Here is a 22,069-nt window from a genome sequence, read left to right on the forward strand (position 1 = left end):
TCATTTATCGCTCCTCATTTTCATTCCATTTACATCACTTTGTTTTCGGCATTAACACCGTATCGATGGAGTGAATGGTGCCGTTGGTCGCTTCCAAGTCCGCCCGATTTACCGTAGCGGCATTGCCCTGCTCATCGGTAATCGTAATGGTTTCGCCCTGTTTGCCGACGGTGAGTGTACCGCCCGTTACGGTTTTTAACTTCTGCCCATCCTGCAACTGATCGGATGAGTAATTGCCTTTCACTACGTGATACGACAGCAATTTCACCAGCTTTTTCTTGGCTGCCGGTTCCAGTAAACCGTTGAGGGTACCGTCGGGCAGTTTGTCAAAAGCCTCGTTGGTAGGTGCAAAAACCGTGTAGGGGCCTTTTCCGCCAGCCTGCTCCGATAAGCCCGATACCCGCAAGGCCCGGAAAAGAACCGTATGGTCGGCGGATTTGGCCGCACTGATCGCTAAATCCCGGTTTGTTGCACCACCGGGTTTCATCGCATTCCGCGATTCACGCCCTGCTCCCATTGGGCCGTATGCATTGGCACTGCTCTGGGTTGAAACCGACGTGCTACTGCCTACAACGTCCGTTTGCGGGGCCGTACTGCTCCGCGAGGTCGAATCCTGAGTCGTCTGAGCAACAACGGCTTTGGTAGCGCCCAGCATTAGGCCCATTGACAGAGCGACGGCGAAAATTGCTTTTTTTTGCATGATAAAACGGATTTGTGAAACAATACGTTGAGAAACTAACATCTTTTAACCATTCCTTCTGTGAATTGTTAGTTATGTTGTAGAGGGACTAACGGGCCGGGCTCCGTGAATATTTCATTGGGAGCCTTCGGAAACCGGTAATCTTAGCGTAGAAAAGCAAATGATTGCTTCGTTTGTCAAAAAAAGTATAACCTTTGTTTTTTATTCAATTCGATTCACATGCAAATTTCCAAACACAAAGTTGCCGGCATTCACTATACACTGCGCGACAACGACGGCAATATTCTCGATTCCAGTGAAGGTCGGGATCCGCTTTATTACCTGCACGGTGAAGGCAACCTGATTCCGGGTATGGAGAACGGTCTGGTGGGAAAATCCCCCGGCGAAAAATTTCAGATCAAGGTTTCGGCCGAAGAAGGCTACGGTCTCCGCGATCCGCAGATGATTCAGGCGGTTCCCAAGAGCGCTTTCGGTGGTCAGCCGGTGCAGGTTGGAATGCAGTTCCAAACCAATCAAGGGCAAGTAGTTACCGTTACCGAAGTTGGTGATGATCAGGTAACGATTGATGCCAACCACCCCCTGGCGGGCCAGGAGTTGAACTTCGATGTTGAAGTGGTTGATGTGCGGGATGCGACCAGCGAAGAGGTTGTGCACAAACACGTGCACGGTCCCGGTGGCCATCACCACTAAGCCATTCACAAATAAATAGCCTGTCGACTGCCGTTATTTTCCCATTATGGGTAAATTGGCAATCGACAGGCTACTTTTTTATAACCCCTTGACAATGAAAAACGCTATCCTCCTCTTACTGGCCGGTTGTTGGGCTTCCTCATTAGCCGCACAAACCACCGCACCTAGCCCCGAAATTCAGGTTAAAACCGCCGTTCTGGCCGCTCCGGCCGATAAACGCGATGGGGCTACGGTTTACGGTTATTCGGGCAAAAATGAATTCATCCTGCTGCGCAAGGGAACCAATGAATACGTTTGCCTGGCCGACGATCCCTCGCAGAAAGGACTCAACGTTTCCTGTTATCATAAAGATCTGGAACCGTTCATGGCGCGCGGACGAGAACTAAAAAAAGCGGGCAAGAGTGCTCCCGAGATCATGAAAATCCGGGAAGAAGAAGAAAAAGCCGGTAAATGGAAAATGCCAAAGCAGCCCTCTTCCCTGTTTGTCTATTCGGCTCCCGACTCCAGTTACAACGCTACAACCGGCGACGTTAAGAAGGGGTATCTGCGGTATGTCGTTTACATTCCGTACGCAACGGCCGAAAGCACGGGGCTTCCCCTCAAACCTGAAGCACCTGGAATGCCCTGGATCATGGATCCTGGCACACACCGCGCCCACATCATGATCAACCCTCCGGCGGCAAAATAGCGCCGGGCAACGGGGGAAGGGACGAGGGCGACTGACGCGTTGCAGGTAAGTTACCCTCGGTCCTTGGCCCACTTTCCATTCTTCGCTCTTCCGCCCAGCGCATCCGGTAGGAATTCATGGCGATTTTTCCGAGCGCGTCGATCAATCGGTAGTTGACCACTAGCCCAACTGCAGCGCCGATCCCCGGTACGAGCTGAGCCATTTTAGCCAGATCAATATAATCCCGGTATTCCTGCTGAAAGGTCCGCCAGTCGAACTGATGAATATCATCGGGAAACTGCTGACTCTTTTCCCGCCAATTGGTCATCTGCAGGTAAACCGCCTGCCGACGTTCCTGGCTCGAAAAGGCCAGCTGAAAGATGTGCATAATGTACAACCGCTCCTTATACTCTTTAATCGGGTAGCCATAAATAGCGGCAATCTCAAACAAGAGCTTCATTTTCAACGCCAGAAGAACCGGAAAATCCGCCAACGCCAGCAAAATACCCCCGGCCCCCGTTACGCCCCCTTCAGCGGCTCCCGCGGTTTTATAAAACGCAATTCGTTCCCGCACCTTCTGCTCGCGTTCTTCCAAGGATAAATGATGCAAAACCGGTTGCCGTGTCAGGAATTCGGCTCCGAACAACACCGCTCGCGTCATTTGTTTAATGGTGGCCGTAATGACCTGGTGCACTTTTTCCGGAATAATCCGGTTCAGGCGGGTTTGCAGATTTCTCGAAAGCCGATTGACCACTGACGGTTTGCGCATCATCTTCAGACGCCAGGTAGTCAATTCGCGCACAACGGCGTCTTCGTAAGGTGACATGTCGGTTAACAGGTTCAGATCAGCGGGGTTGCCGTCGGTAGTTTTGTCGAACGCCCGTACCGAGCTTGGCATTGTCGGATACGCGTTTATAGCCTTCAAACGTCGAATTGTCGACGGTAGTATTATAGGCCCCTAGACTCAGTTGAATGGCCGTTCGGGTGCTGTCTGTTGTAACAAACCGGCTTCCGGCCGTAACCCGGCTTTGTTTGATGCGCGCTCCCACAATACCGCTGTTGATAAACTGGCTGTTTTTGACCAGCAGTTCCGTCAGCTGGCCGTTGTAATACCTGATATTACCGCCCCGAAATGTAGCTCCATTGACCGTAATCCGGCGCGAGCCCGAATTTTCATAGCTAATGTGGGCATCTCTGTCAAACACACAACCGGGCCCAATAACGGTTTCTTCTTCGGTTGAACTGCCTCCGCCGTAATTGGAAAAGGAATTGCGAGCAACGGTGTTGACGGTTCGTACGTTGGTCAGGGTGACCGGCCCGCTGAACGTCAGTGCGCCATCGGTGTCAATGGCTTCCAGCCCTTTCCCACAGTTTCGGCTTACAAAGTTATCGACGGTTATCCGAAAATTATGATGCAGTCCTTTAATCGCGTTGACACAATTTTCGGCCTCACTGTTTCGAATAGTTCCTTTGGCCCGTTCCGAAATACCAAACCCAACCCGAAATCCGGTTGCCTTACAGTTTATCCAGGTAACGCGATGGTCGGAGTCGGTTTGCTCCCCTTCGGACCAGAACCCTGCGTATGGACTGATTCCTTTTGTACTACGCGCCGTACAGTGCAAAAACACACTTCCGGGGGCATTGTCGCTGTCAAAATAATCGCCGATGCAGTCCGTAGCCGTGCAGTACTCGAAACGCGTGTTCTTGGCATACCCTCCCGCAATGAACGGTGACTTTCCACCCACATCATGGTATCGTTTTTGCCCACTAACCTGACAATACCGAAAACCGTTGCGGTCCGCAGGTGCCGAAGCCCCTCCCCCGTTATATAACAAGGTTTCGACAACAAACGAAGCCGCATCCGCATTTTTAATCGATACCCGATCTGCCCAACAATTGGTACCTCCGCCAAAGTAGATACCGCCCTGAATCAGACTTTTGTCACAGTCGATTGTTAAATTCTTAATTACTACATTTTTTTTGCTGTTTGCGTAAAAAGCAAATCCTCGCTCTTCCGTTCTAACAATGAGTGTTTTATTCATTCCAGCGCCCTGAACCGTGATAGTTGACCCCGGAATTTCAACGGGTCCCTGCACAAATTTCCCCGCCGGATAAGTCAGTGTTCCTCCACCTTTGCTTTTCAGGTAAACAAAGGCGCGAACGGCGGCTTGCGTAAAATCAGGATCACCGGCTTTTTTATACGTCTGAATAGACACTACAGGCAACGCTGCACACAGCGAGTGCATTATGAAACAACTAATCACCCAAAATCCTACCGTCCTTTTCATCACTTTTCAATTTGCGGATCAATACATCACTGATTTTGAAACACTATTGTGATACCTGGCTTTAAACTGCTAGGAAGCAAATTAAAAAAAGTATTAAGGTAACCTAACTTTGGTTGCGGTTTAACCGGATGTTCGCCATGCACCGGACGATACTGATAATCAAAATAATTACCGGTAGTCAGCATTTTGGTCGACAATCCTAAAGCGTTCCCAATTTCTCTTAACTCTGCTACAGTGTATTCTCTAAAGTGTCCAGGGTTGGTGTATTCCTTCCGAATTTGTTCGAACGGATTTCTGCCAAACATCATTTTAATACGTTTGTGAATTGCCACCGCATTAGGTGTTTGAACAATTAAAATTCCGTCTTTCGTCAGAATTGATTTCAGAAAATTTAAAACCAGTAATGGCGAAACATATAAATGCTCAATCACTTCGGCCATTATAATAATATCGTATTTTGGCAGGTCAGTTCGGCATTTTTCGGAAAACTGGCAATCGTTCAAATTGAAAAAGTAATGAAACCCTGTCGAGTACTCTCCTTCCGCATCAAAACCAAGTGTGTCAATAAACTTACCCAACCGTTTTTGAAGAATAGTCGTAAACTGAGATCGGCCAATATCCAGAATTTTAGAATCATCCTTCGAAAACCGCCCTATTAGCTCAATTAACGTCGCGTAACGATGAGCGTGGTACAACGTATACCCATGATTTGAATACTCCTGCTGTATTTCTTTAATAATCTCTTTTTTATTCACAACGGTACTAGTTTTGACGCAAAATCATTCAGTTCTCACTCTATAATTGAACTATACCTAGTATGTTCATATTACAAATATCGAGTGAACCGAATTATTTTCGCCTTACTACCGTTATTTATTTACACCACTTTTTTACATACAACCCCTTAATCAACGTTTTATGAAAAAAGCGCTGCTGCTACTTCTTGTTATCTTGCCCCTCAGTCTGGCTAGTATCGGTACAACGGTAAAACACACCCGTCATTCGATCCTTGATCGCTCCAGTCACTGGGCTGGCATTTTTGACGAACTAAACCTCGCCAACAGCGGTCTTAGCCGTGAAGTTTTTGACTATGCCCTGCGTGGGCTACAAAAAACGAATTTTCCTAAATCTGTCCTTAGCATTGTTGACTTAAGCCAGCCCTCCAGCAAGAAAAGGCTATACGTTATTGATTTAAATACCCATAAGCTGCTATTTCAGACGTATGTGGCCCACGGCCGAAATTCCGGAGAACTGATGGCTGCTACGTTTTCCAACACGTCTTCCTCCTACCAATCCAGCCTGGGTTTTTACCAGACGCTCGGTACTTACCAGGGAAAGCACGGTTTGTCCCTGCAATTGAAAGGGTTGGAGCAGGGTTTTAACGATAATGCCTTCAGCCGCGCCATTGTTATGCACGGTGCGGATTACGTCTGTGAAGATTTTATCCGGCGAACGGGTCGATTAGGGCGCAGTCAGGGTTGCCCCGCTGTCGATAATGCCGTCAGCAAAGACATTATTCAGGCGATTAAGGGTGGTTCCTGTCTATTCGTGTATTCGCCCAATAACAACTATCTGACCAAATCAACCTTTTTGCTGTAACCAGTCAACCCCATTTGCCTAAAAAATCATCAAGATCATTCTTAGGCAAATGGGGTTCTGTCATCAAATCGGGTTACCGTCTAGCCCGTAAACGTCTCTGTAAAAGCGAAGCTGCCCTTTTTCGTCAACATCTGCTCGGTTGTAGACCACAAAAACCGGGAACGGTTTGGGCAGTTTCAGGGTTTGCGGTTTCTGATCAACCATGCAGCGGTTCATGAATCCTTCATCCAGCACCTGCGTTCCCATCAGGTAATTGGCCAGTTCGACCGGCTTTTGCACCCGCATACACCCGTGGCTCCGCCAGCGATCAGAGGTCTGGTTGAACAGATCCCGGGCATTGGTATCGTGCAAATAGATGGCTCCGGGGCCGGTCAGGTTGAATTTGATCAACCCCAGCGAATTGCTGCATCCGGAAGCCTGACGAAACCGATACGGAAAGTTTTCCGCCGATAGATCGGCCCATTCGATCTCGGAAGGATCAACGATTTGCTCTTTTTCGTTCAACACTTCCATGTTCTGGTTTTCCAGGTACTGCTCATTCGCCTGCACCTTTGGCAAAATCTCTTTGATTCCAATCCCGCGCGGGACATTCCAGTACGGATACGTTATAATATCCGTAAGGTAAGTAGTAAAAAATGGCGTCTTGGCATCTTTTTTACCAGCAATAACGTCCATCGGCAACAGGCATTTTCCGCTGCGGTCGTAGATATTCAACTGCGCTGCAGGAACGTTTACAACCAGAAACCGATCAAATTCAAATCGATTCAGGTAGCGATAAAAATTCAGGGTTTGCCGAATGTATTTGGCCGAATCATACGCTGCCGCCTTGCGTAACCGGGTATAATGATTCACCAAAGCCGTATAATGCCCGAAAACCGGCGTTTTCTTCAGCGAATCCAGCGCCGACCGCCCCTCGTCTTTTTTCAGCATTCCGATGGCCCAGACGGTATCTACTTTTTCCGGCAGCTTGGTGTAGGTAATCCGCGACGGTTTTAGACCAAACCGCAGTTCCAGCAACAACCCCGTGAACTTCTCCCCAAATTCTTTTTTGGTATCTGTCTCCACAAACGAATAGCGGGCCGTGTCAATACCAACCGAGTCGGCGGCCCGGCACAACTGCCGCATCACGAGCTCGGCCTGGTCGCGGTTCCAGCCCTCGGCTGGCACATCATTCTTGTCCAGCACCCCAAAATGTTTCAGGGCAAACCAGCCAACCACCAGCACAACCACCGCACTTGCAATGACTATAATTAAATTACGACGTTCCATAGCTAGGCTTACAATAGTATACTAGATTGTATTCACCTATAAAACTCCGATTCATGGGGCGGTGTTTGCAAAATCCGGTTTTTGGTTATCAATTTCGTTCAATCAAAAACCCCGAAGATTTTACCTTCGGGGTTTTGCACATGATTATCAGCGAACCAAACCGCTTATTTGCGCCGGCTGCCGACCAGCGCCATAACCGTCCCGACAATCAGCCCGATACCAATGATGCGGGCCACGTGGTACGAAACCGGTGGGGGCATATCGACCACTCCCTGCTCATCCGTGTGGGCCGGCTGTTTGACGTACCGCCCATCCTTGGGAACCTCGCGCTTTTCGAAATGATGGATCAGGTCTTCCAGCAGTTGGGGCAATTGAATACCCAGAATTGCCTTTCCGTGCCCCGTCCCGGCAGCCGTTGGGTTTAGCCCTGCCAGCGTTTGAATGGAGCGCTTGGAGGCTTCCCAATCAATCGTGAAATAAGCCGGAGGGCCATGCAGCTCTTCTTTTTGAGTCATGACCGAAATGGCCGAATTTTGATTGGTGTTGGTAAAAGCATCGCCCGCAATCAAAGTCCGATCCGATTCCCGGAAAAAGGATACGTGGCCGGGCGCATGGCCGGGCGTATGAATCCAGCGCCACTCGGGTAGTTCCGTTATCGACCCATCTTCCGGCAACGGTTTAACCCGATCCCCCAGATCGATGCCACTGGCCGGGAACATCCACGACAGATACGCCATGGCCCCACCGCCCACCGCCGGGTCGGGTGGTGGATAATTGGCCTTGCCCTGCAAAAACGGCAGTTCCAGTGGATGCGCATACACGGGTACTTCCGTCCATTCTTTCAACAGCGTTTCCAGCGATCCCACGTGATCAAAATGGCCGTGTGTCAGCAAAATGGCCTGGGGAGGGTTGTTCTCGCCAAACCACTCAGCGGCTTTTTTACGGATCGGCTCGGCTCCACTCGACGTGCCCGCATCCACCAGCACCCATTTACAACCGGGTTGGGCCTCCCCGATAAAAAACACATTGACAAAAACATTCTTTATACCCCGGACATCTTCCGCAACGTCGTACGGCCCCAACTCCAGGCCCGTTTCCGGGTTAACACTTGTCTGACTTTCCATACCCCTCGTTTGGTTTTGTTTTCTTTTGTAACCGGAATACCCCCAGATTGTTAGCTTATGATCCTGGTGAAATAGCGAAGGTTGCCGGGCAAACACCGGCGGAAAACCGCAAACAAATCAACTATTTTAGTTCTCGGTTACAAATTTGCTTATCTTTACGCCCGAAAACCGCCGTCGAGAATGCGAGTTCTAAAAGTAACCAAATACAGCCCCATTTTGCACGAATTGCGGGCATCGTGGGGGGTGCTCCAGGCTGGCAAATACCTTCTGACCGAATCCATGCAGAATCGGGGCCCGGATGAAGATTTTTTCGCTTACCAGAACGCCATTGCAGAAATTGGACGCATTGAGCGAAAACTCGAAATTTTATACGACGAAATTCAGGCCGTTGAACTGTTGCACCAGGCCGCCATCATCCTCGGAAACTACGAAGACCTGTCCGATCGAAAACAATCCAGCGGTAATTCGCCCATCAACTAATGCAGTACCCGGACGCCCCGTTCGCGGTATAACGCCAAGACCTCCGAACCAGCTTTCTCATCCGTAATCAGCACCTGAACCAAACTCAGCGGAGCGAACTGCACATATTTGTCTTTTTCCAGTTTCGACGAATCACACAACAGGTACACGGTTTCGGTCTGAGCGGCCATCGCCAGTGTCATTCCCGCTTCGGTTTCGCTGTGTGCTGATAAACCGTGCCGGGCCGAGATACCGTCGACGCCCAGGAAGGCCCGCCGGGCCCGGTAACGCGCTACATGCTCGTGCGCCATGAACCCATGCACCGCCTGCCGTTTTGAATCCACTTCTCCCCCAATCAGATTAATCGTAACCGCCGACGACAGCAATTCCTGAACCACAGGCAACGAATTGGTTATGACCTGAATGCGTTTGTTGCGAATAAACTGACACAGGCGAAAAACCGTACTGCCACAATCCATAAAAATAACGTCACCTTCTTGAATTTCAGCGGCCGCCAGTCGACAGATGTAATCTTTGTGCTCCGAATTGGCCGCCGTTTTATTCGCAAACGTTACCGGATTGGTCGCAAGCGCCACGGTCATTGCGCCCCCGTGAGTGCGATAGATCAGTCCATCGGCCGCCAGCAGAGCCAAGTCCCGGCGAATGGTAATCTCCGACGTCTGAACCCGTTCGGCCAATTCTTTCACCTCCACAGAGCCGCGTTCTTCGACCATTTGCAAGATTAGTCGCTTCCGATTTTGATAATTCATAGCTACCGCGTTTATTTGCTCAAAAATAATCAATTTCAATCAAAAACAATCAAATATTAATGGACAATTCACGCATTCAACTGGTCAAAGAGGAAGTTTTATCGGATAATTGGTACATTCTGCGCAAGGTAACGTTCAACTATCTACGAAAAAACGGTAGTTGGGAAACACAGTCGCGAGAAGCTTACGACCGCGGTAACGGAGCAACCATTTTACTGCACAATCCGGAGAAGAATACGGTTATCCTTACCCGCCAGTTTCGCATGCCAACGTATGTGAATGGAAATACCAGTGGCATGTTGATCGAAACCTGTGCCGGTTTGCTCGACAACGACAATCCTGAAGATGCGATCCGGCGCGAAACGGAAGAGGAAACTGGTTTTGTAGTAACCAACGTCCGGAAAGTGTTTGAAGCGTACATGAGCCCCGGTTCGGTCACCGAAAAGCTTTATTTCTTCATGGCAGAATATTCCGACACCACCGAAAAGCGCAGCGGTGGCGGTATTGAGGAAGAAGAAATTGATGTGTTGGAGTTACCGCTAGCGCAGGCAATGCAAATGATACGCCAAGGAGAAATTGCTGACGGAAAGACGATTATGCTCTTGCAATATCTGTATATCCAGCAGTGTCAGGCGGCCTAGTTCTGTCGGAAACAGAATCATTACAGCAACCAAAGAAAGCGTCACTTACTCTCTTCCCGAACCGTTTTAACAGGTTGATCAAATCAACCATAGCGGCAGCATAAAATTTAAATTTGGCTCCAACCTCCCAACCTCTCTCCCTAACTCACGGAGGCTGGAGCACGTTCTACAAGTGTACGGGGAAAACGGAATCGGGCATCAATAAAAAAGTTCGCGCCGGGCATTTCGTCGAATCACCGCGGGTAAACCACTCAAGTAGAAATCGTCGATGGGCTGGTCCCAGACTTGGTTGAAACGCTCGGTAAGCGTTTTATATTCGGTTTGCTTGCTCTTGGCGTAGTTCAATTTATACAATTCATCACCAAGAATGCAGGACAGGTAAAAGAATGAGTCGTATCGCATGAGGATAGGATAATTTGTAAAACAAAATAGGCGACAACTCATTAAAATTGCGTGTAATCCGAATTAAAGCGGGCTTAAAAAACAGGTCAAATGATAAATTGGGATTAAATAGGCATTAAAAACACAAATAATTATCATCTTTTCAATCTTCACAAAGTCCAAACGGAAAGATTTTAATCAAAAAAGAAGCCGATTCTGGTGAGAATAGTGTTATCTCAGTGTAAACAATCTGCATTGTTATGACTGCGCTCACCGAAACCTACACCGACATGCTTCGATCGCTAGCTGCGTTGCGCAAGTATGTCAAGGTCTTTTACACAACTGATCTGAATGAGCTGTTATCAGTAACAGCTATTATTACAGCTGTTACCACGGGTCCCGAAGGGGATTCGATTACACTGGCTTCGGGCGAATCCATTCCGTTGAAGCGGCTAGTCAATGTGAACGGGGTCTATGCGCCGGGGCACGAGGACTACGAAAGCTGTCTGGATTGTCGGATTTGAAGCCACTCATCCATCCATACCGCTGGATCGTATACGTAAAACAGGCTTTGGCCTGTTTTTTTGTTCGTTGACTACAAATCCGTTACCTCGAAGAATGGTCAATTCATCCTACTTTTTATTGACAAACCCGCCATTCATGTGTTTTTTGCGGCTTCATTCCGTCAACCGAATACATGAGCACATCGCTTGAATCCGTTACTGTTGTATCCCGCATTGCCCGTTTACTCAACCTGCCCCTGCGTCAGGTAACCAACACCGTTCAGCTACTCGACGAGGGCGCAACGGTTCCTTTCATTGCCCGTTACCGAAAAGAAGCTACCGGCCAACTGGACGAAGTTCAGATTGGTGCCATAAAAGATACGTATCAAAAGTTACAGGAACTCGATAAACGGCGGGACGTCATCCTGAAATCCATCGGTGATCAGGGCAAACTGACCGCCGAGCTCCGCCAGAAAATTGAAGCATCCGACTCGCTGACCGATCTGGAGGACTTGTATTTGCCTTACAAACCCAAACGAAAAACCCGCGCTACGCTGGCGATTGAGAAAGGGCTCGAACCGTTGGCTAAGCTGATTTTCGGCCAGCGGGAAAATACCATTGAGCGGAAAGCCAGTGCGTACCTCAACGACCAGGTGGCAACCGTCGAAGAGGCCCTGCAAGGTGCCCGCGATATTATGGCCGAGTGGATCAGCGAGAACGTCGATGCCCGCCAGCGTATCCGGAATCTGTTTGAACGGGAGGCCATCCTCAAATCGACCGTCAAGAAGGGAAAAGATACCGAAGGCGTCAAATACAAAGATTATTTCAGTTTTGCCGAACCGCTCCGGCGAATCCCCTCCCACCGTTTGCTGGCCATCCGGCGCGGAGAAGCCGAAGGTATTCTGGCCGTCAGTATTTCACCGGACGAAGAAGCCGCTCTTGATCGGCTGGACCGGCAGTTTCTGCGCTATGGTTCGTCGGAGAGCATCGACCAAGTCGCCATTGCAATCAAAGATAGTTACAAACGTCTGATCAAACCGTCGATTGAAACCGAGTTTGATAATGCTTCCAAAGAGAAAGCCGACCAGGAAGCCATCAAGATTTTTGCCGATAACCTGCGCCAGTTGCTGCTGGCCCCTCCGTTGGGGCAGAAACGGGTGCTGGCCATTGACCCCGGTTTTCGAACGGGCTGCAAGGTGGTTTGCCTGGATGCGCAGGGCAACCTGTTGAAGAACGATGTTATTTATCCTGACAACCGGCGGGAACAGGCGCAGCAGACCTTGCTGAAGCTAGTGACGCAGTATCAGATTGAAGCCATCACGATTGGCAACGGAACCGCCGGACGGGAAACCGAGGATTTTGTCAAAGGGCTGAATTTTGGGAAAACCGTACCGGTATTTATGGTGAGCGAACAGGGCGCTTCGATTTATTCGGCCTCGGAAGTAGCGCGTCAGGAGTTTCCGGATCAGGATGTTACTGTGCGCGGGGCAGTTTCGATCGGTCGGCGCCTGATGGACCCGCTGGCTGAATTGGTCAAGATTGACCCCAAATCCATTGGCGTGGGTCAATATCAGCACGATGTGGATCAGACGGAACTGAAAAACAGCCTGGACCGCGTAGTCGAAAGCTGCGTGAATCAGGTCGGGGTTTCGCTGAACACCGCCAGTAGTCACCTGCTGCGGTACATTTCCGGACTGGGCCCGCAACTGGCCCAGAATATTGTTGAATACCGTACGCAGAACGGCCCCTTTCAATCCCGGGATCAGCTGAAAAAAGTAGCCCGGCTGGGTGCCAAAGCGTATGAGCAGTGCGCCGGTTTTTTACGCATCGACCAGGCAAAAAACCCGCTCGATAACAGTGCGGTTCACCCCGAAAGTTACGCTGTTGTCGAACGAATGGCGCGGGATCTGAACTGTACGGTTAGCGATCTGATCAAAAAAACAGAGCTTCGGAAACAGATTAAGCCCGAATTGTACGTTACCGAAACAGTAGGGTTGCCGACGCTGCGCGATATTCTGGCCGAACTCGAAAAACCGGGCCGCGATCCGCGCGAAACTCTGGCCGTTTTTGAATACGATGAGCGAGTACGCAAACCCGAAGACCTGTACGAAGGCATGCTATTGCCCGGCGTGGTGACCAATGTGACGGCTTTTGGGGCCTTTGTCGATATTGGTGTCAAACAAGACGGTCTGGTGCATATTTCGCAATTATCCAATCAGTTCGTCTCCGATCCGCGTCAGGTGGTCAGTGTACACCAGAAAGTGCGGGTTAAGGTATTGGAAGTGGATTTGCAACGGAAACGTATTGCCTTAACCATGAAAATTTGATAGTTTCCCTAGCGAAATCGCTCATCATAGCCGTCTATCACAGCAGAAAATTTCGGTTTACTGCGTTGTTAACTCATCAACCCCTACCGTTTAACGACAATACAACATGACAAGGACTTTATTCCGCCCTCTGTGGCCAACTGCCTTTCTAATTTTGACGTTGTCTTCCTGCTCTTTTTTAAAAACATCCCATTACGTCCCGCCCGCTCAACGCACCGCCACCCGTACGCCGGTTGCCAACCGGAAAGCACCCGTCACCAAGCCCCTAAAAACCGTTGACACGCGAACCTATCAGAAAGGCTACGTCCCGGAAGTGGTTAAGATTGCCCGCACGTACACCGGCACGCCCTACCGTCTGGGTGGTAATACCTCGGATGGCATCGATTGCTCCGGTCTGATCTTTGCTTCATTCAGCTCCGTTGGCCTGCAAATGCCCCGCGTTTCCTGGCAACAATCCGAGGTAGGCTATGAAGTTGAAGTACCTCAAATTCAGGCGGGTGATTTATTGTTTTTTGTACCCGACGACGGGAAATCCGGGTATGTTTCCCACACAGGTATCGTGACGGAAGTCCACAGCCCAAGCGATATTCGTTTCATTCACGCATCATCATCGCGCGGGGTTCGGGAAGACAACCTGTTTTCAAACTACTTCAAAGGCCGATTTGTAAAAGCCGTCCGACCGTTTTAAGCCCGACTATTCAGAAATGCAGCGGCCATTTCAAGCGTCTTCAGGTACGAATACTGCGGTGGCGTGTACGGAATCGAATTGTTGCCCGTCCGGTATTCTTCCAGCAGGGTAGCGAGGGGTACAAATCGCAGGTCGGCTACTTCGTCGGCCTGCATCACAAACTGATCCCGTGTACGATCCGTCAGAAAAAGATAAACAGCCGCGTGTTCACGGTCAAACAGTGCGATTGATTCGTCAATGGCAACCACATCCACAATGCCCAGGTAATGCAGTTGGCTGGGCCGGGGCCGCACCCCAATTTCTTCCTCTACTTCCCGCATGGCGCATTGCTCGTAGGTTTCCCCCGGGTCAACGTGTCCGCCCACACATACATCCCAAAAGTTGGGCAACACCACCTTATCCGGATGACGCAGACTTAATAACACCTCCTGTTGATCATTGATAACTACGATTTCGGACGTACGGTGCCAGTCGCCGTCGCGATGAGCCTGTACTTTAGGTTTTGTAAAGCCTAACGGCTGGTTGTCGGCATCAAAAATTTCGAGCAAATCCATAAAAAAAGCCGCACTGCTGCGGCTGTTGGGTTCTTTATCAGTTCTCTACGCAGTAATGCAAAGATGATCGTTTTTAGGCAGAAGTGCCCACCATCCTTCCAAAAAGTGCGCTCTTTAATGCCGTTGCAGCACTTCGTCGATAAAACCGTAGGCCTGTGCCTCTTCGGCTTTCATCCAGTAATCACGGTCGGCATTGCGCTCTAGCTCCTCTACTGACCGACCGGTATGGCGCGCCATAATCTCATACAATTCCTGCCGCAGAATGACGATTTGCCGGGCCGTAATCTCAATGTCAACGGATTGCCCCTGGGCTCCGCCGTGCGGCTGGTGAATCATGACGCGGGCATGTGGTAACGCCGAACGTTTGCCCGCTGCACCGGCGCACAGCAAAACCGCCCCGAATGACAACGCCACACTGGTACAAATGGTTGCCACGTCCGGCCGTACGTATTGCATGGTATCATAAATACCGAGCCCCGCATACACCGAACCGCCGGGGCTGTTGATATACAGCAGAATGTCTTTTTTTGCATCCGCCGATTCCAAAAACAACAACTGCGCAATAATGATATTGGCGATGCTATCGTCAACGGCCGTTCCCAGAAATACGATGCGGTCGGCCATCAGCCGGGAAAATACGTCCACTTCCCGGAAATTCATGGGGCGCTCCTCGATAACCGCCCGCGTCATGTTTTCAACCTGGCGCAAATAACGGTCTACCGTAAGTCCGTTCAGATTTTGTCCGTGCACAGCGAATTTGCGGAACTCACGCTGGCTAAGTTCTGGATAATACATACCAAATAAGGATTTTTAAGAAAATTGTTTTTGCGAAGGCACGACCAAGCCACTGGCTCCAAAAAGCCATTAGAATGATCCGACGATGGTAAGGAATTTCGGTTTACCCGAAGTGCCGTATATAGATAGCGTCTAGTTCCTGCCGAAGCTGCTGTCGACCGGCCAGCCGCAGGGCCTGATACGCCAGTTTCTGGGCTGCTACGTTCTGCTGCCAATCCCGATTCCACAGGAGTCGAACGGACACATCGATCCGTTGGTCTTCAGGCAAGCTCCCCTGCAGGTAAGCTTCCAGCAATTGAACTTCTTCCAGCTCCGGACGCATACCGATCAGGATTTAAAATTTTCAATGGAAAGATGACTAACCGCTTTCCGCAGCCGCTCCAGGCATTTGTACTTTTGCACAGTAGCCGTCCGAATGTTCTGGTATCCGTGTTGCGCGGCAATCTGTTCCAGCCGATGGCCAAAGTAATAAAAGCTGACTAGGATGGATTTACAGGTTTCACCCAGTTGTTCCACAAACGCTATGAGCTTTAGCGAAGCCTGCTGGTCGCCAGTTTCCGGCTCCTCCCAGTAAGTTTCTATTTGCGCATCCGTCAGTTCGATCTTCCCGGCTCGCTTGTTGAGTTGTTGGCGCCATAGGTTCTTGCAAATGCCCATCAGGTACGTACTGACCGACGAGGTTAAGACAAGCTGGTCATGAACAGTTTTCTCGTAATAGCGCATCAGGGCCTCATGGAAAGTATCCTTCGCATCCTCTTCCGACCCGCCATTCTCCCTGACATAATGCCGTACCATCGGATACGTTCTGACGTAAATTCGTTCCAATGCCTGTTCCCGATCTGCTATCAGGTCCTCATCCATTGCCCGAAGTGGGGTTACATTCATACGTTTTTTACCGGTTTATCGGAATAACGGACAACTATCACCCAAGGGTACGAAATATTTTTTTAGGCACTGGGTTTAAAGACCAAAATGATTTGATCGATCCGGCTGCTAAGGTGATTTAGAAGGGCATAGATGAAGGTAATCAGACCGCACATTTCCAAAAGCTCTTCCAGGTGCGCAATTAGGTTGTAAGTCAGGCTGAAAACCCCTTCCTCAGCGGCAAAAGAGGCACCCACCATTTCCACACCAATGGCCCCGCCAACATATAATCCCCCCGCCAGTACCATGAAACCGGCTGTACGCCGAGGCAATCGCTGCAAAAAAGGTACGTAGAAAATAAAAACCAGCGTTACAAACACCATACCCGGAACGACCCAGGTCCAGTGCAGAAACTTACTGCTGGGTAAGAAGGATTGCATTTTGAACAAATTCAGCAATTCGTGCAGGCTGATGGCTTCGTCTAGGGCCAGGACCAAAAAGATCAATGCCAACCCAAACCACCGCTGTCGCTGCCGGATATCGCCTTTTTCAATACTTCGTTCGAGCCACAATAATGCACTCGAAACCAATAATAGAAATGTACTGAAAAAAGCCGCCACGTTGAGCTCACCATCCACACTAACCCGGTCCATCAAGCTATAGACATAGGGATGTAAATCACTGATTGTGAACCGGACATATATACCTACCAAACTCATACAAACCAGCAAGAAAGCAGTGCAGAATAAAATTCTGAACACCCGCCCAACAGATGGTAATAAGCCTAGATAATCGGTATTGATCGTTCTTTTTGTCACCATGGAAAACGAAGTTAACGCCAAAAAGCAGTTAAACATAATTAAATGTTCATTTTTTCAATTATAACCGCATACGGACGTAATCCGATTACGGTTCTGCTTGCTTAACATTTCAGGTGATTTTCAAAAGGAATCTTGGCTTGATGCTGCCCGCGATTAATCTGGCCATAATAACCGTAGTGGTTAATGAAGATTAGCTGCCAACCCAGGCAACTTTTTACCTAGCCAGGCCGGTAAGGAAGAAAGTACTCTTTGTTCATGGAAAAGAAAGGTTATGTGGACGTATAATCATATAGACCTAAAACCCGACATAACCGTTGCATGAATTGAAAAAAACGAACGAATGGTCCGATAGGCATAAAAAAAGCTCCGCAAAGAATGCGGAGCTTTTCGTAAGAAACTAAGTGGAGATAGTCGGAGATTCTACCGGACACCTTGCTATACATGCAGCACTGGCCTTAAACGGCCAAAACAAGCCCAAACACTGCTTTCTTGCTCGTGTTTAAATTGTTAACTGAATTAGATGTTATTCTTTATTACCAGTTGCGCTGCGTTCGGAAAAAAACGTTCCTGTAAGTCAATGTACTTACGCTGCCAATAGATAATCTCAGCCTGTAACTTTTCAATCTTGCTTGAATCTGGTGTAGTTGCTATCTCAACATCTCCTTTGTAGAACTTGTCTACGTCAAATCCTAAGACAGGTACGTACTTTTTTAAGATTCTTCTGGTTAATTGCTCTGCTTTAAAGTCGCTCTCTACAGTTATACGATTTACCTCTAATCTTTCAGCAAGCCTCTGAATATCATAACCTTGCTCTTTAGCCATCTGACGTAGCCTTTTACCATGATGTTCCATCTTGAAAATAAATATGATTTTACATTTGATTTTACCCACAAGCCTTAGTAACGTTGCTGCCGCTACAGCGGCAATTTATACCGTTGTGACGGCATAAAACAAGTTAAATCATAATTAACTGTCCTATTTTTTATTATGTGTAAGAAAAATTCCAAAGCCAAAGGTTTAATCGGTCGTATTTACGATTCTGCAAAACCCTACGAAAAACAAATGTTTCGGGCTGAATTGCTTAAGGCCCAAGCCCTCTATGGAAAGAATTACCCCAAACTATTCAGAGACCACTACCAATACTGCGAAAACGCTGTTGATGTGCTTTCCATCTATTTAGACTCTGCACGTAAGCATTTGGGATATGTAGACGATCAACCACTATCAACTACAACCATGTTAGAAACCCTCCAAATGCAAGCGGCATGAACTTGAAAGCACTCGAACGCGAAATGCGCAGGCTACTGGCAACAGGTAAGCACGACGACAAAAAAGCCGCTCAAGATATACTAGCCCAAATCGGCAGACATTCTAAGCAACAGAAAAGAATAGCGACCAAGCAGCAAACATCTCTATTTTGATGAACGACTTTAAAAATCTTCTCGCGGAGCATACCACCTTGACGCTCTACAAAGAGAGCCGCGAAAACTTACTGCAATTAATCAACCGGAAAATTTCTTATAAAGAGCATCTTATTAAGCGGCAAGATGAAGAGCTAAATGAACAGTTACACAAGTCCATAACTACTATTGAAACCGAAATAAATACCCTGCTTTCTTTCGTAATGGCTTTTGACCGATTGGCTGAATACTTGAGAAATGAAACAGCCGTAGCCGTCGATGAATACCATATTGCAAAACGAAAGAATAATACACTCCTGCAATTAATCGACGCAGAAACGGAACGAGCTACAGAATGGAGTACCCTTGCCTTTGACCTTCACGATCACATTCTGAAATCCCCTAAACCTATTAGCTAATGTCTAAGAAGGAATTGAACCTTGAAGCTCTTATTGAGCGAAATAATACGGCTACTCCCGTGGTTCCCCTACCCATTCAACCGCTCCCTTCCAAACTATGCCTTAAAGATTTACTTGCTAAGCGTGTCACCAACACAACCCGGCACCCGGCACCTACGCCGGTTGTCCGTATTTCAGATACAAATTATGGAATGGCTGGAATGATTTCCGCTTTAACCGGGCCACCGAAATCAGGTAAAACGACGGTTATCGGCTTCATTCTGGCAACCTGCTTTACTCATTTTTCGTCTCCTGCACAGTCTCTTACTATCCAAAGCGAATATGCAAAAGGTCGGGACGTGGTTTACCTTGATTTTGAACAGCATATATCTAGCACACAGGATTTGCAGGACAAAGTATTGAAGTATGCGGGACTATCGAAAACCCCCGAAAACCTACACATTTATAACCTATTGGAACTTACTTTAGATGACCGCAGAGAAGCGATAGGATTGATGTTTGCAGAGCACAAAATGCACCTAATGGTTATTGACGGCCTGGCAGATATTCTATCGAGTGTGAACGACGAAGAAAAGGCAAACGCCCTGATTGAAGAATTGTCGTTGCTAGCATCCCGGCATAACACCTGTGTTGTAGTAGTAATTCACGAAAACAAGGGTGGCGGTTCAGTACGCGGCCATTTAGGTAGCCAGATTGAGCGCAAATGCGCCGGGTTGATCTCCATTAAGAAAGATCGAGATCGGAAGCTACACAGCATCGAAAGCCGCCTAATTCGGATTGGCGACGACTTTGAGAATGTCTACTTCCATTACTCAGTTGAACAGGGCCGGATGGTTCTTTGCGATGCCGGTACAACGGCCCTGCTAAATGAAGAAGCTAAACAATCAGCCACAGCTAAGAAAGAAGAAAAAACGAAAGGTTTAATGCACCTCTGTTTTGGAGACTTGACGGAATTGCCTCTTAAAGAGCTACGTGCTAAAATTATCCACTTCAACCCTTCTACCAATTCAGACAAGAATGCTGACAGTCATATCAGCAAGGCTGTTGATTTAGGTGTTATTACGGTAGCAGGTGAACGCCAGCATCGAGTATACACTTACAAACCCTCGGAAAAATAGTACGATATATTTTCAATTGTCAACGTCCCACAAATCCCCGTTTGTGGGACGTTGATTTTTAGACCGGGTTAATTTACCACCTTCGCACAGTATAAATACTAATACCTCTTTCACTCATAATTCCACGTTTTGTGGACAAATTAAACTTCGATAGACCCGGATCAGTATGACCGCATCGTGAATAATGGATGGATCAAAACGTTTCCAAGGATTGTGTCGTAATGCGAATCCTTTTGAAACAACCCATTCCAATTCCATCAGATGGCCTTGAATCAATAATTGGTTCATAAAAAGAGGGAAGTTGGTTCATCTGATATACCCTACTTTTACATATAGGGCTTACTAACGAATTAAAAAATGAGTTTTTGGCACTTATTTACGCGTAAAATAAACCTCCGAAAACAAAAAAGCCAGCATTTCGGCTGACCCTTTGCGGTCAGACTCCCCTGACCTGTGCCTTGCAAGGCACCGCAAAAATAGGCGAAAAGTCAAATTAACAATCTACCATCTAATAAATGTCGTGACTATGCACTCAAAACTTGATTGTATTGCCTTTCTAACTCTTTGAACTTTGTCGCAATTTCTTCGCCGTCAAAGGCTTCTACAGGAAGGATAAATGGCTTTCTATTACGCGAAAGCAGCGAAGCAAACTGAAGTTGGTAGCCCACATTAACCAAATGATTGAGCAGTCTACAGTGAGTCTCAATTGGAGAATCATACAATAAATGACACCTCGACTCACCTTTAGGGGAGATAATCGAAAAATAAAGTAACATGGTAAATGAGTTTATGTGAACGTTTCCATGGCTAAGAAATCAACCGATCACACCCAATCTGCCTTTTTAAAATAAGGCAATGGTCCCAAAAACAGAACCCGGCAAGTGCCGGGACTGTAATAACTACCATCTCTAACGAAGGCACTAGCCTTCATATTAAGAAGACTTGTTATTGAAAACCTACTGATTTTATGAACGAATGTCCTGAATGTGGTGGCCTGCTCCTTGAAGACAATGACGAAGACGCCTATATGTTGACGCTTGATATTTCTATGTACTGTCCCGGTTGTGGATGGTGTAGCGATGACGAATACGAGAACGAAGAGTTGCCAGATGACTGGCAGAATCAACTATAACAAACGTCCGTTTAACAAACTGAATTTCTGATTTTGAAAATGTAGCCTGGCCATGCGCCGGGCTTTTTTTTGAGTTGTATTTTTTGGGTATAGACAGATAGACGGCCACCCCCATATATATAGACAGACAAGACAATTTATATATATAGGGATTTTTGTCTTGTCTGTCCATAACTATAGACAACTTTTAAAATTGAATTTGTCTGTGATTTTGCCCCTAACGACCCCAAAAAACCACTCAAAACAGAATAATATTTTGCTTACACCCTTAAAATGCCCCTTAAAACAAAATATAAATCGGACAGACAAGACAACGGACAGCCTATATAGAGAGACGGCCTGTCTGTCTGTCTTGTCCATTGTCCAAATTTTCTAAAAGTGCAGTTTGGGAGATATGCTTATAAGTGGAAAGTTAGCCGGTGTGCTTATGGGGAATACGCCGGTTCTGCATCGGTTGTACAACGGTTCTGCATTCGGTTGTACAACGGTCTGGACACAATAAAGCCCGACTGGGTGCCGGGCTATCAAATCCTACACGTTTAGGAGCTTCAATTGCAACGGTTGGCCTACGTGCTCAATAATTCGTTTGGCAATTCGAGGGCCAAAAATCTGCTTGCCCTTAGATTTCCAGCCAATCTCTTCCTTTATTTCTTCAATCCACTCCTCAAATACCTCTATACTGACATTATCATACATCATTAAAAAGTCCTTCTTACAGAATTTAGCTTGAGTGGAAACTCGGCTTAACTCGCTCATACTCGGATTAACTAAGGTTTGCGGGAGGAAACTCGGCCTAAGTTACACAAACTATTTTCTATACTCAAATCCATACTATTCTTGTATCGTTCAAAGCGAAACAT

The 22,069-nt window shown here is 47.8% G+C and carries 27 protein-coding genes; 12 read left to right on the plus strand and 15 right to left on the minus strand.

Going from position 1 to position 22,069, the window contains the following annotated elements; translation table 11 throughout:
• Nucleotides 1-34: 34 nt before the first annotated feature.
• Complete coding sequence (locus ACYVH9_RS29475) at nucleotides 35-700, minus strand: fasciclin domain-containing protein (protein WP_460640042.1); 666 nt, start codon at nucleotides 698-700, stop codon at nucleotides 35-37.
• Between the two features lie 219 nt (nucleotides 701-919).
• Between ACYVH9_RS29475 and ACYVH9_RS29480 the strand changes: the two genes are divergently transcribed.
• Both ACYVH9_RS29480 and ACYVH9_RS29485 read left to right on the plus strand, forming a co-directional pair.
• Nucleotides 920-1,390: an FKBP-type peptidyl-prolyl cis-trans isomerase gene (locus ACYVH9_RS29480; RefSeq protein WP_460640043.1), complete on the plus strand. Its 471-nt coding sequence runs from the start codon at nucleotides 920-922 to the stop codon at nucleotides 1,388-1,390.
• A 94-nt stretch (nucleotides 1,391-1,484) separates the two neighbouring features.
• Nucleotides 1,485-2,078, plus strand: a complete 594-nt coding sequence (locus tag ACYVH9_RS29485; protein WP_460640044.1) for a hypothetical protein — start codon at nucleotides 1,485-1,487, stop codon at nucleotides 2,076-2,078.
• Here the strand turns inward: ACYVH9_RS29485 and ACYVH9_RS29490 are convergent.
• From ACYVH9_RS29490 to ACYVH9_RS29500, 3 genes are all read right to left on the minus strand, one after another.
• On the minus strand, nucleotides 2,056-2,883 hold the full coding sequence (locus ACYVH9_RS29490) for an EcsC family protein (protein WP_460640089.1): 828 nt from the start codon (nucleotides 2,881-2,883) through the stop codon (nucleotides 2,056-2,058). The genes ACYVH9_RS29485 and ACYVH9_RS29490 overlap by 23 nt on opposite strands.
• A 19-nt stretch (nucleotides 2,884-2,902) precedes the next feature.
• The gene (locus ACYVH9_RS29495; protein ID WP_460640045.1) at nucleotides 2,903-4,303 is read right to left on the minus strand and encodes a hypothetical protein; all 1,401 of its coding nucleotides are present in this window, start codon (nucleotides 4,301-4,303) and stop codon (nucleotides 2,903-2,905) included.
• 68 nt (nucleotides 4,304-4,371) lie between these two features.
• Nucleotides 4,372-5,100 (minus strand): methyltransferase domain-containing protein, encoded by a 729-nt coding sequence (locus ACYVH9_RS29500; protein ID WP_460640046.1) that lies wholly within the window; start codon nucleotides 5,098-5,100, stop codon nucleotides 4,372-4,374.
• A gap of 163 nt (nucleotides 5,101-5,263) precedes the next feature.
• On the opposite strand from ACYVH9_RS29500, the gene ACYVH9_RS29505 reads away from it, so the two are divergent.
• The gene (locus ACYVH9_RS29505) at nucleotides 5,264-5,944 is read left to right on the plus strand and encodes a murein L,D-transpeptidase catalytic domain family protein (RefSeq protein ID WP_460640047.1); all 681 of its coding nucleotides are present in this window, start codon (nucleotides 5,264-5,266) and stop codon (nucleotides 5,942-5,944) included.
• A gap of 63 nt (nucleotides 5,945-6,007) precedes the next feature.
• On the opposite strand, the gene ACYVH9_RS29510 is transcribed toward ACYVH9_RS29505, so the two are convergent.
• Nucleotides 6,008-7,213, minus strand: a complete 1,206-nt coding sequence (locus ACYVH9_RS29510; protein WP_460640048.1) for a L,D-transpeptidase family protein — start codon at nucleotides 7,211-7,213, stop codon at nucleotides 6,008-6,010.
• Between the two features lie 164 nt (nucleotides 7,214-7,377).
• Complete coding sequence (locus tag ACYVH9_RS29515; RefSeq protein WP_460640049.1) at nucleotides 7,378-8,337, minus strand: MBL fold metallo-hydrolase; 960 nt, start codon at nucleotides 8,335-8,337, stop codon at nucleotides 7,378-7,380.
• A 180-nt stretch (nucleotides 8,338-8,517) separates the two neighbouring features.
• On the opposite strand from ACYVH9_RS29515, the gene ACYVH9_RS29520 reads away from it, so the two are divergent.
• On the plus strand, nucleotides 8,518-8,817 hold the full coding sequence (locus tag ACYVH9_RS29520) for a hypothetical protein (RefSeq protein ID WP_460640050.1): 300 nt from the start codon (nucleotides 8,518-8,520) through the stop codon (nucleotides 8,815-8,817).
• Here ACYVH9_RS29520 and ACYVH9_RS29525 read toward each other — a convergent pair.
• Nucleotides 8,814-9,566 (minus strand): DeoR/GlpR family DNA-binding transcription regulator, encoded by a 753-nt coding sequence (locus ACYVH9_RS29525; RefSeq protein WP_460640051.1) that lies wholly within the window; start codon nucleotides 9,564-9,566, stop codon nucleotides 8,814-8,816. The two genes, ACYVH9_RS29520 and ACYVH9_RS29525, sit on opposite strands and share 4 nt — an antisense overlap.
• A 59-nt stretch (nucleotides 9,567-9,625) precedes the next feature.
• Here ACYVH9_RS29525 and nudK point away from each other — a divergent pair, with 59 nt between their 5' ends.
• Nucleotides 9,626-10,207, plus strand: coding sequence for a GDP-mannose pyrophosphatase NudK (gene nudK, locus ACYVH9_RS29530; protein WP_460640052.1), 582 nt, complete (start codon nucleotides 9,626-9,628; stop codon nucleotides 10,205-10,207).
• A gap of 198 nt (nucleotides 10,208-10,405) precedes the next feature.
• Here the strand turns inward: nudK and ACYVH9_RS29535 are convergent, their stop codons facing one another.
• Nucleotides 10,406-10,609, minus strand: a complete 204-nt coding sequence (locus ACYVH9_RS29535) for a hypothetical protein (protein ID WP_460640053.1) — start codon at nucleotides 10,607-10,609, stop codon at nucleotides 10,406-10,408.
• A gap of 239 nt (nucleotides 10,610-10,848) precedes the next feature.
• On the opposite strand from ACYVH9_RS29535, the gene ACYVH9_RS29540 reads away from it, so the two are divergent.
• The 3 genes from ACYVH9_RS29540 (at nucleotide 10,849) to ACYVH9_RS29550 (ending at nucleotide 14,106) form a co-directional block, all read left to right on the plus strand.
• Nucleotides 10,849-11,112 carry a hypothetical protein gene (locus ACYVH9_RS29540; RefSeq protein ID WP_460640054.1) on the plus strand — a complete coding sequence of 88 codons (264 nt, stop codon included), beginning with the start codon at nucleotides 10,849-10,851 and terminating at the stop codon, nucleotides 11,110-11,112.
• 173 nt (nucleotides 11,113-11,285) lie between these two features.
• Complete coding sequence (locus ACYVH9_RS29545; RefSeq protein ID WP_460640055.1) at nucleotides 11,286-13,418, plus strand: Tex family protein; 2,133 nt, start codon at nucleotides 11,286-11,288, stop codon at nucleotides 13,416-13,418.
• 160 nt (nucleotides 13,419-13,578) lie between these two features.
• Complete coding sequence (locus ACYVH9_RS29550) at nucleotides 13,579-14,106, plus strand: C40 family peptidase (protein ID WP_460640056.1); 528 nt, start codon at nucleotides 13,579-13,581, stop codon at nucleotides 14,104-14,106.
• On the opposite strand, the gene ACYVH9_RS29555 is transcribed toward ACYVH9_RS29550, so the two are convergent.
• The 6 genes from ACYVH9_RS29555 to ACYVH9_RS29580 form a co-directional block, all read right to left on the minus strand.
• Nucleotides 14,103-14,660 carry an NUDIX hydrolase gene (locus ACYVH9_RS29555; RefSeq protein ID WP_460640057.1) on the minus strand — a complete coding sequence of 186 codons (558 nt, stop codon included), beginning with the start codon at nucleotides 14,658-14,660 and terminating at the stop codon, nucleotides 14,103-14,105. The genes ACYVH9_RS29550 and ACYVH9_RS29555 overlap by 4 nt on opposite strands.
• A 114-nt stretch (nucleotides 14,661-14,774) precedes the next feature.
• Complete coding sequence (locus ACYVH9_RS29560; protein WP_460640058.1) at nucleotides 14,775-15,455, minus strand: ClpP family protease; 681 nt, start codon at nucleotides 15,453-15,455, stop codon at nucleotides 14,775-14,777.
• A 103-nt stretch (nucleotides 15,456-15,558) separates the two neighbouring features.
• Nucleotides 15,559-15,777 carry a hypothetical protein gene (locus ACYVH9_RS29565; protein WP_460640059.1) on the minus strand — a complete coding sequence of 73 codons (219 nt, stop codon included), beginning with the start codon at nucleotides 15,775-15,777 and terminating at the stop codon, nucleotides 15,559-15,561.
• A gap of 5 nt (nucleotides 15,778-15,782) precedes the next feature.
• Nucleotides 15,783-16,340 carry an RNA polymerase sigma factor gene (locus ACYVH9_RS29570; protein ID WP_460640060.1) on the minus strand — a complete coding sequence of 186 codons (558 nt, stop codon included), beginning with the start codon at nucleotides 16,338-16,340 and terminating at the stop codon, nucleotides 15,783-15,785.
• A 62-nt stretch (nucleotides 16,341-16,402) separates the two neighbouring features.
• Nucleotides 16,403-16,972: a hypothetical protein gene (locus ACYVH9_RS29575; protein ID WP_460640061.1), complete on the minus strand. Its 570-nt coding sequence runs from the start codon at nucleotides 16,970-16,972 to the stop codon at nucleotides 16,403-16,405.
• Between the two features lie 684 nt (nucleotides 16,973-17,656).
• Complete coding sequence (locus ACYVH9_RS29580; protein ID WP_460640062.1) at nucleotides 17,657-17,992, minus strand: hypothetical protein; 336 nt, start codon at nucleotides 17,990-17,992, stop codon at nucleotides 17,657-17,659.
• Nucleotides 17,993-18,127: 135 nt separating this feature from the next.
• Between ACYVH9_RS29580 and ACYVH9_RS29585 the strand changes: the two genes are divergently transcribed.
• From ACYVH9_RS29585 to ACYVH9_RS29600, 4 genes are all read left to right on the plus strand, one after another.
• On the plus strand, nucleotides 18,128-18,409 hold the full coding sequence (locus ACYVH9_RS29585; protein WP_460640063.1) for a hypothetical protein: 282 nt from the start codon (nucleotides 18,128-18,130) through the stop codon (nucleotides 18,407-18,409).
• 151 nt (nucleotides 18,410-18,560) lie between these two features.
• Entirely contained in the window at nucleotides 18,561-18,959 is a 399-nt protein-coding gene (locus ACYVH9_RS29590; protein WP_460640064.1) for a hypothetical protein, read from the plus strand.
• The gene (locus ACYVH9_RS29595; RefSeq protein ID WP_460640065.1) at nucleotides 18,959-20,077 is read left to right on the plus strand and encodes an AAA family ATPase; all 1,119 of its coding nucleotides are present in this window, start codon (nucleotides 18,959-18,961) and stop codon (nucleotides 20,075-20,077) included. Before ACYVH9_RS29590 ends, ACYVH9_RS29595 begins: the two co-directional genes overlap by 1 nt.
• A gap of 967 nt (nucleotides 20,078-21,044) precedes the next feature.
• A complete protein-coding gene (locus ACYVH9_RS29600; RefSeq protein ID WP_460640066.1) occupies nucleotides 21,045-21,209 on the plus strand; it encodes a hypothetical protein in 165 nt (54 codons plus the stop codon).
• Nucleotides 21,210-21,740: 531 nt separating this feature from the next.
• On the opposite strand, the gene ACYVH9_RS29605 is transcribed toward ACYVH9_RS29600, so the two are convergent.
• A complete protein-coding gene (locus tag ACYVH9_RS29605) occupies nucleotides 21,741-21,965 on the minus strand; it encodes a hypothetical protein (protein ID WP_460640067.1) in 225 nt (74 codons plus the stop codon).
• Between the last annotated feature and the right edge of the window lie 104 nt (nucleotides 21,966-22,069).

The sequence above is a fragment of the Larkinella harenae genome (genome assembly GCF_054780515.1).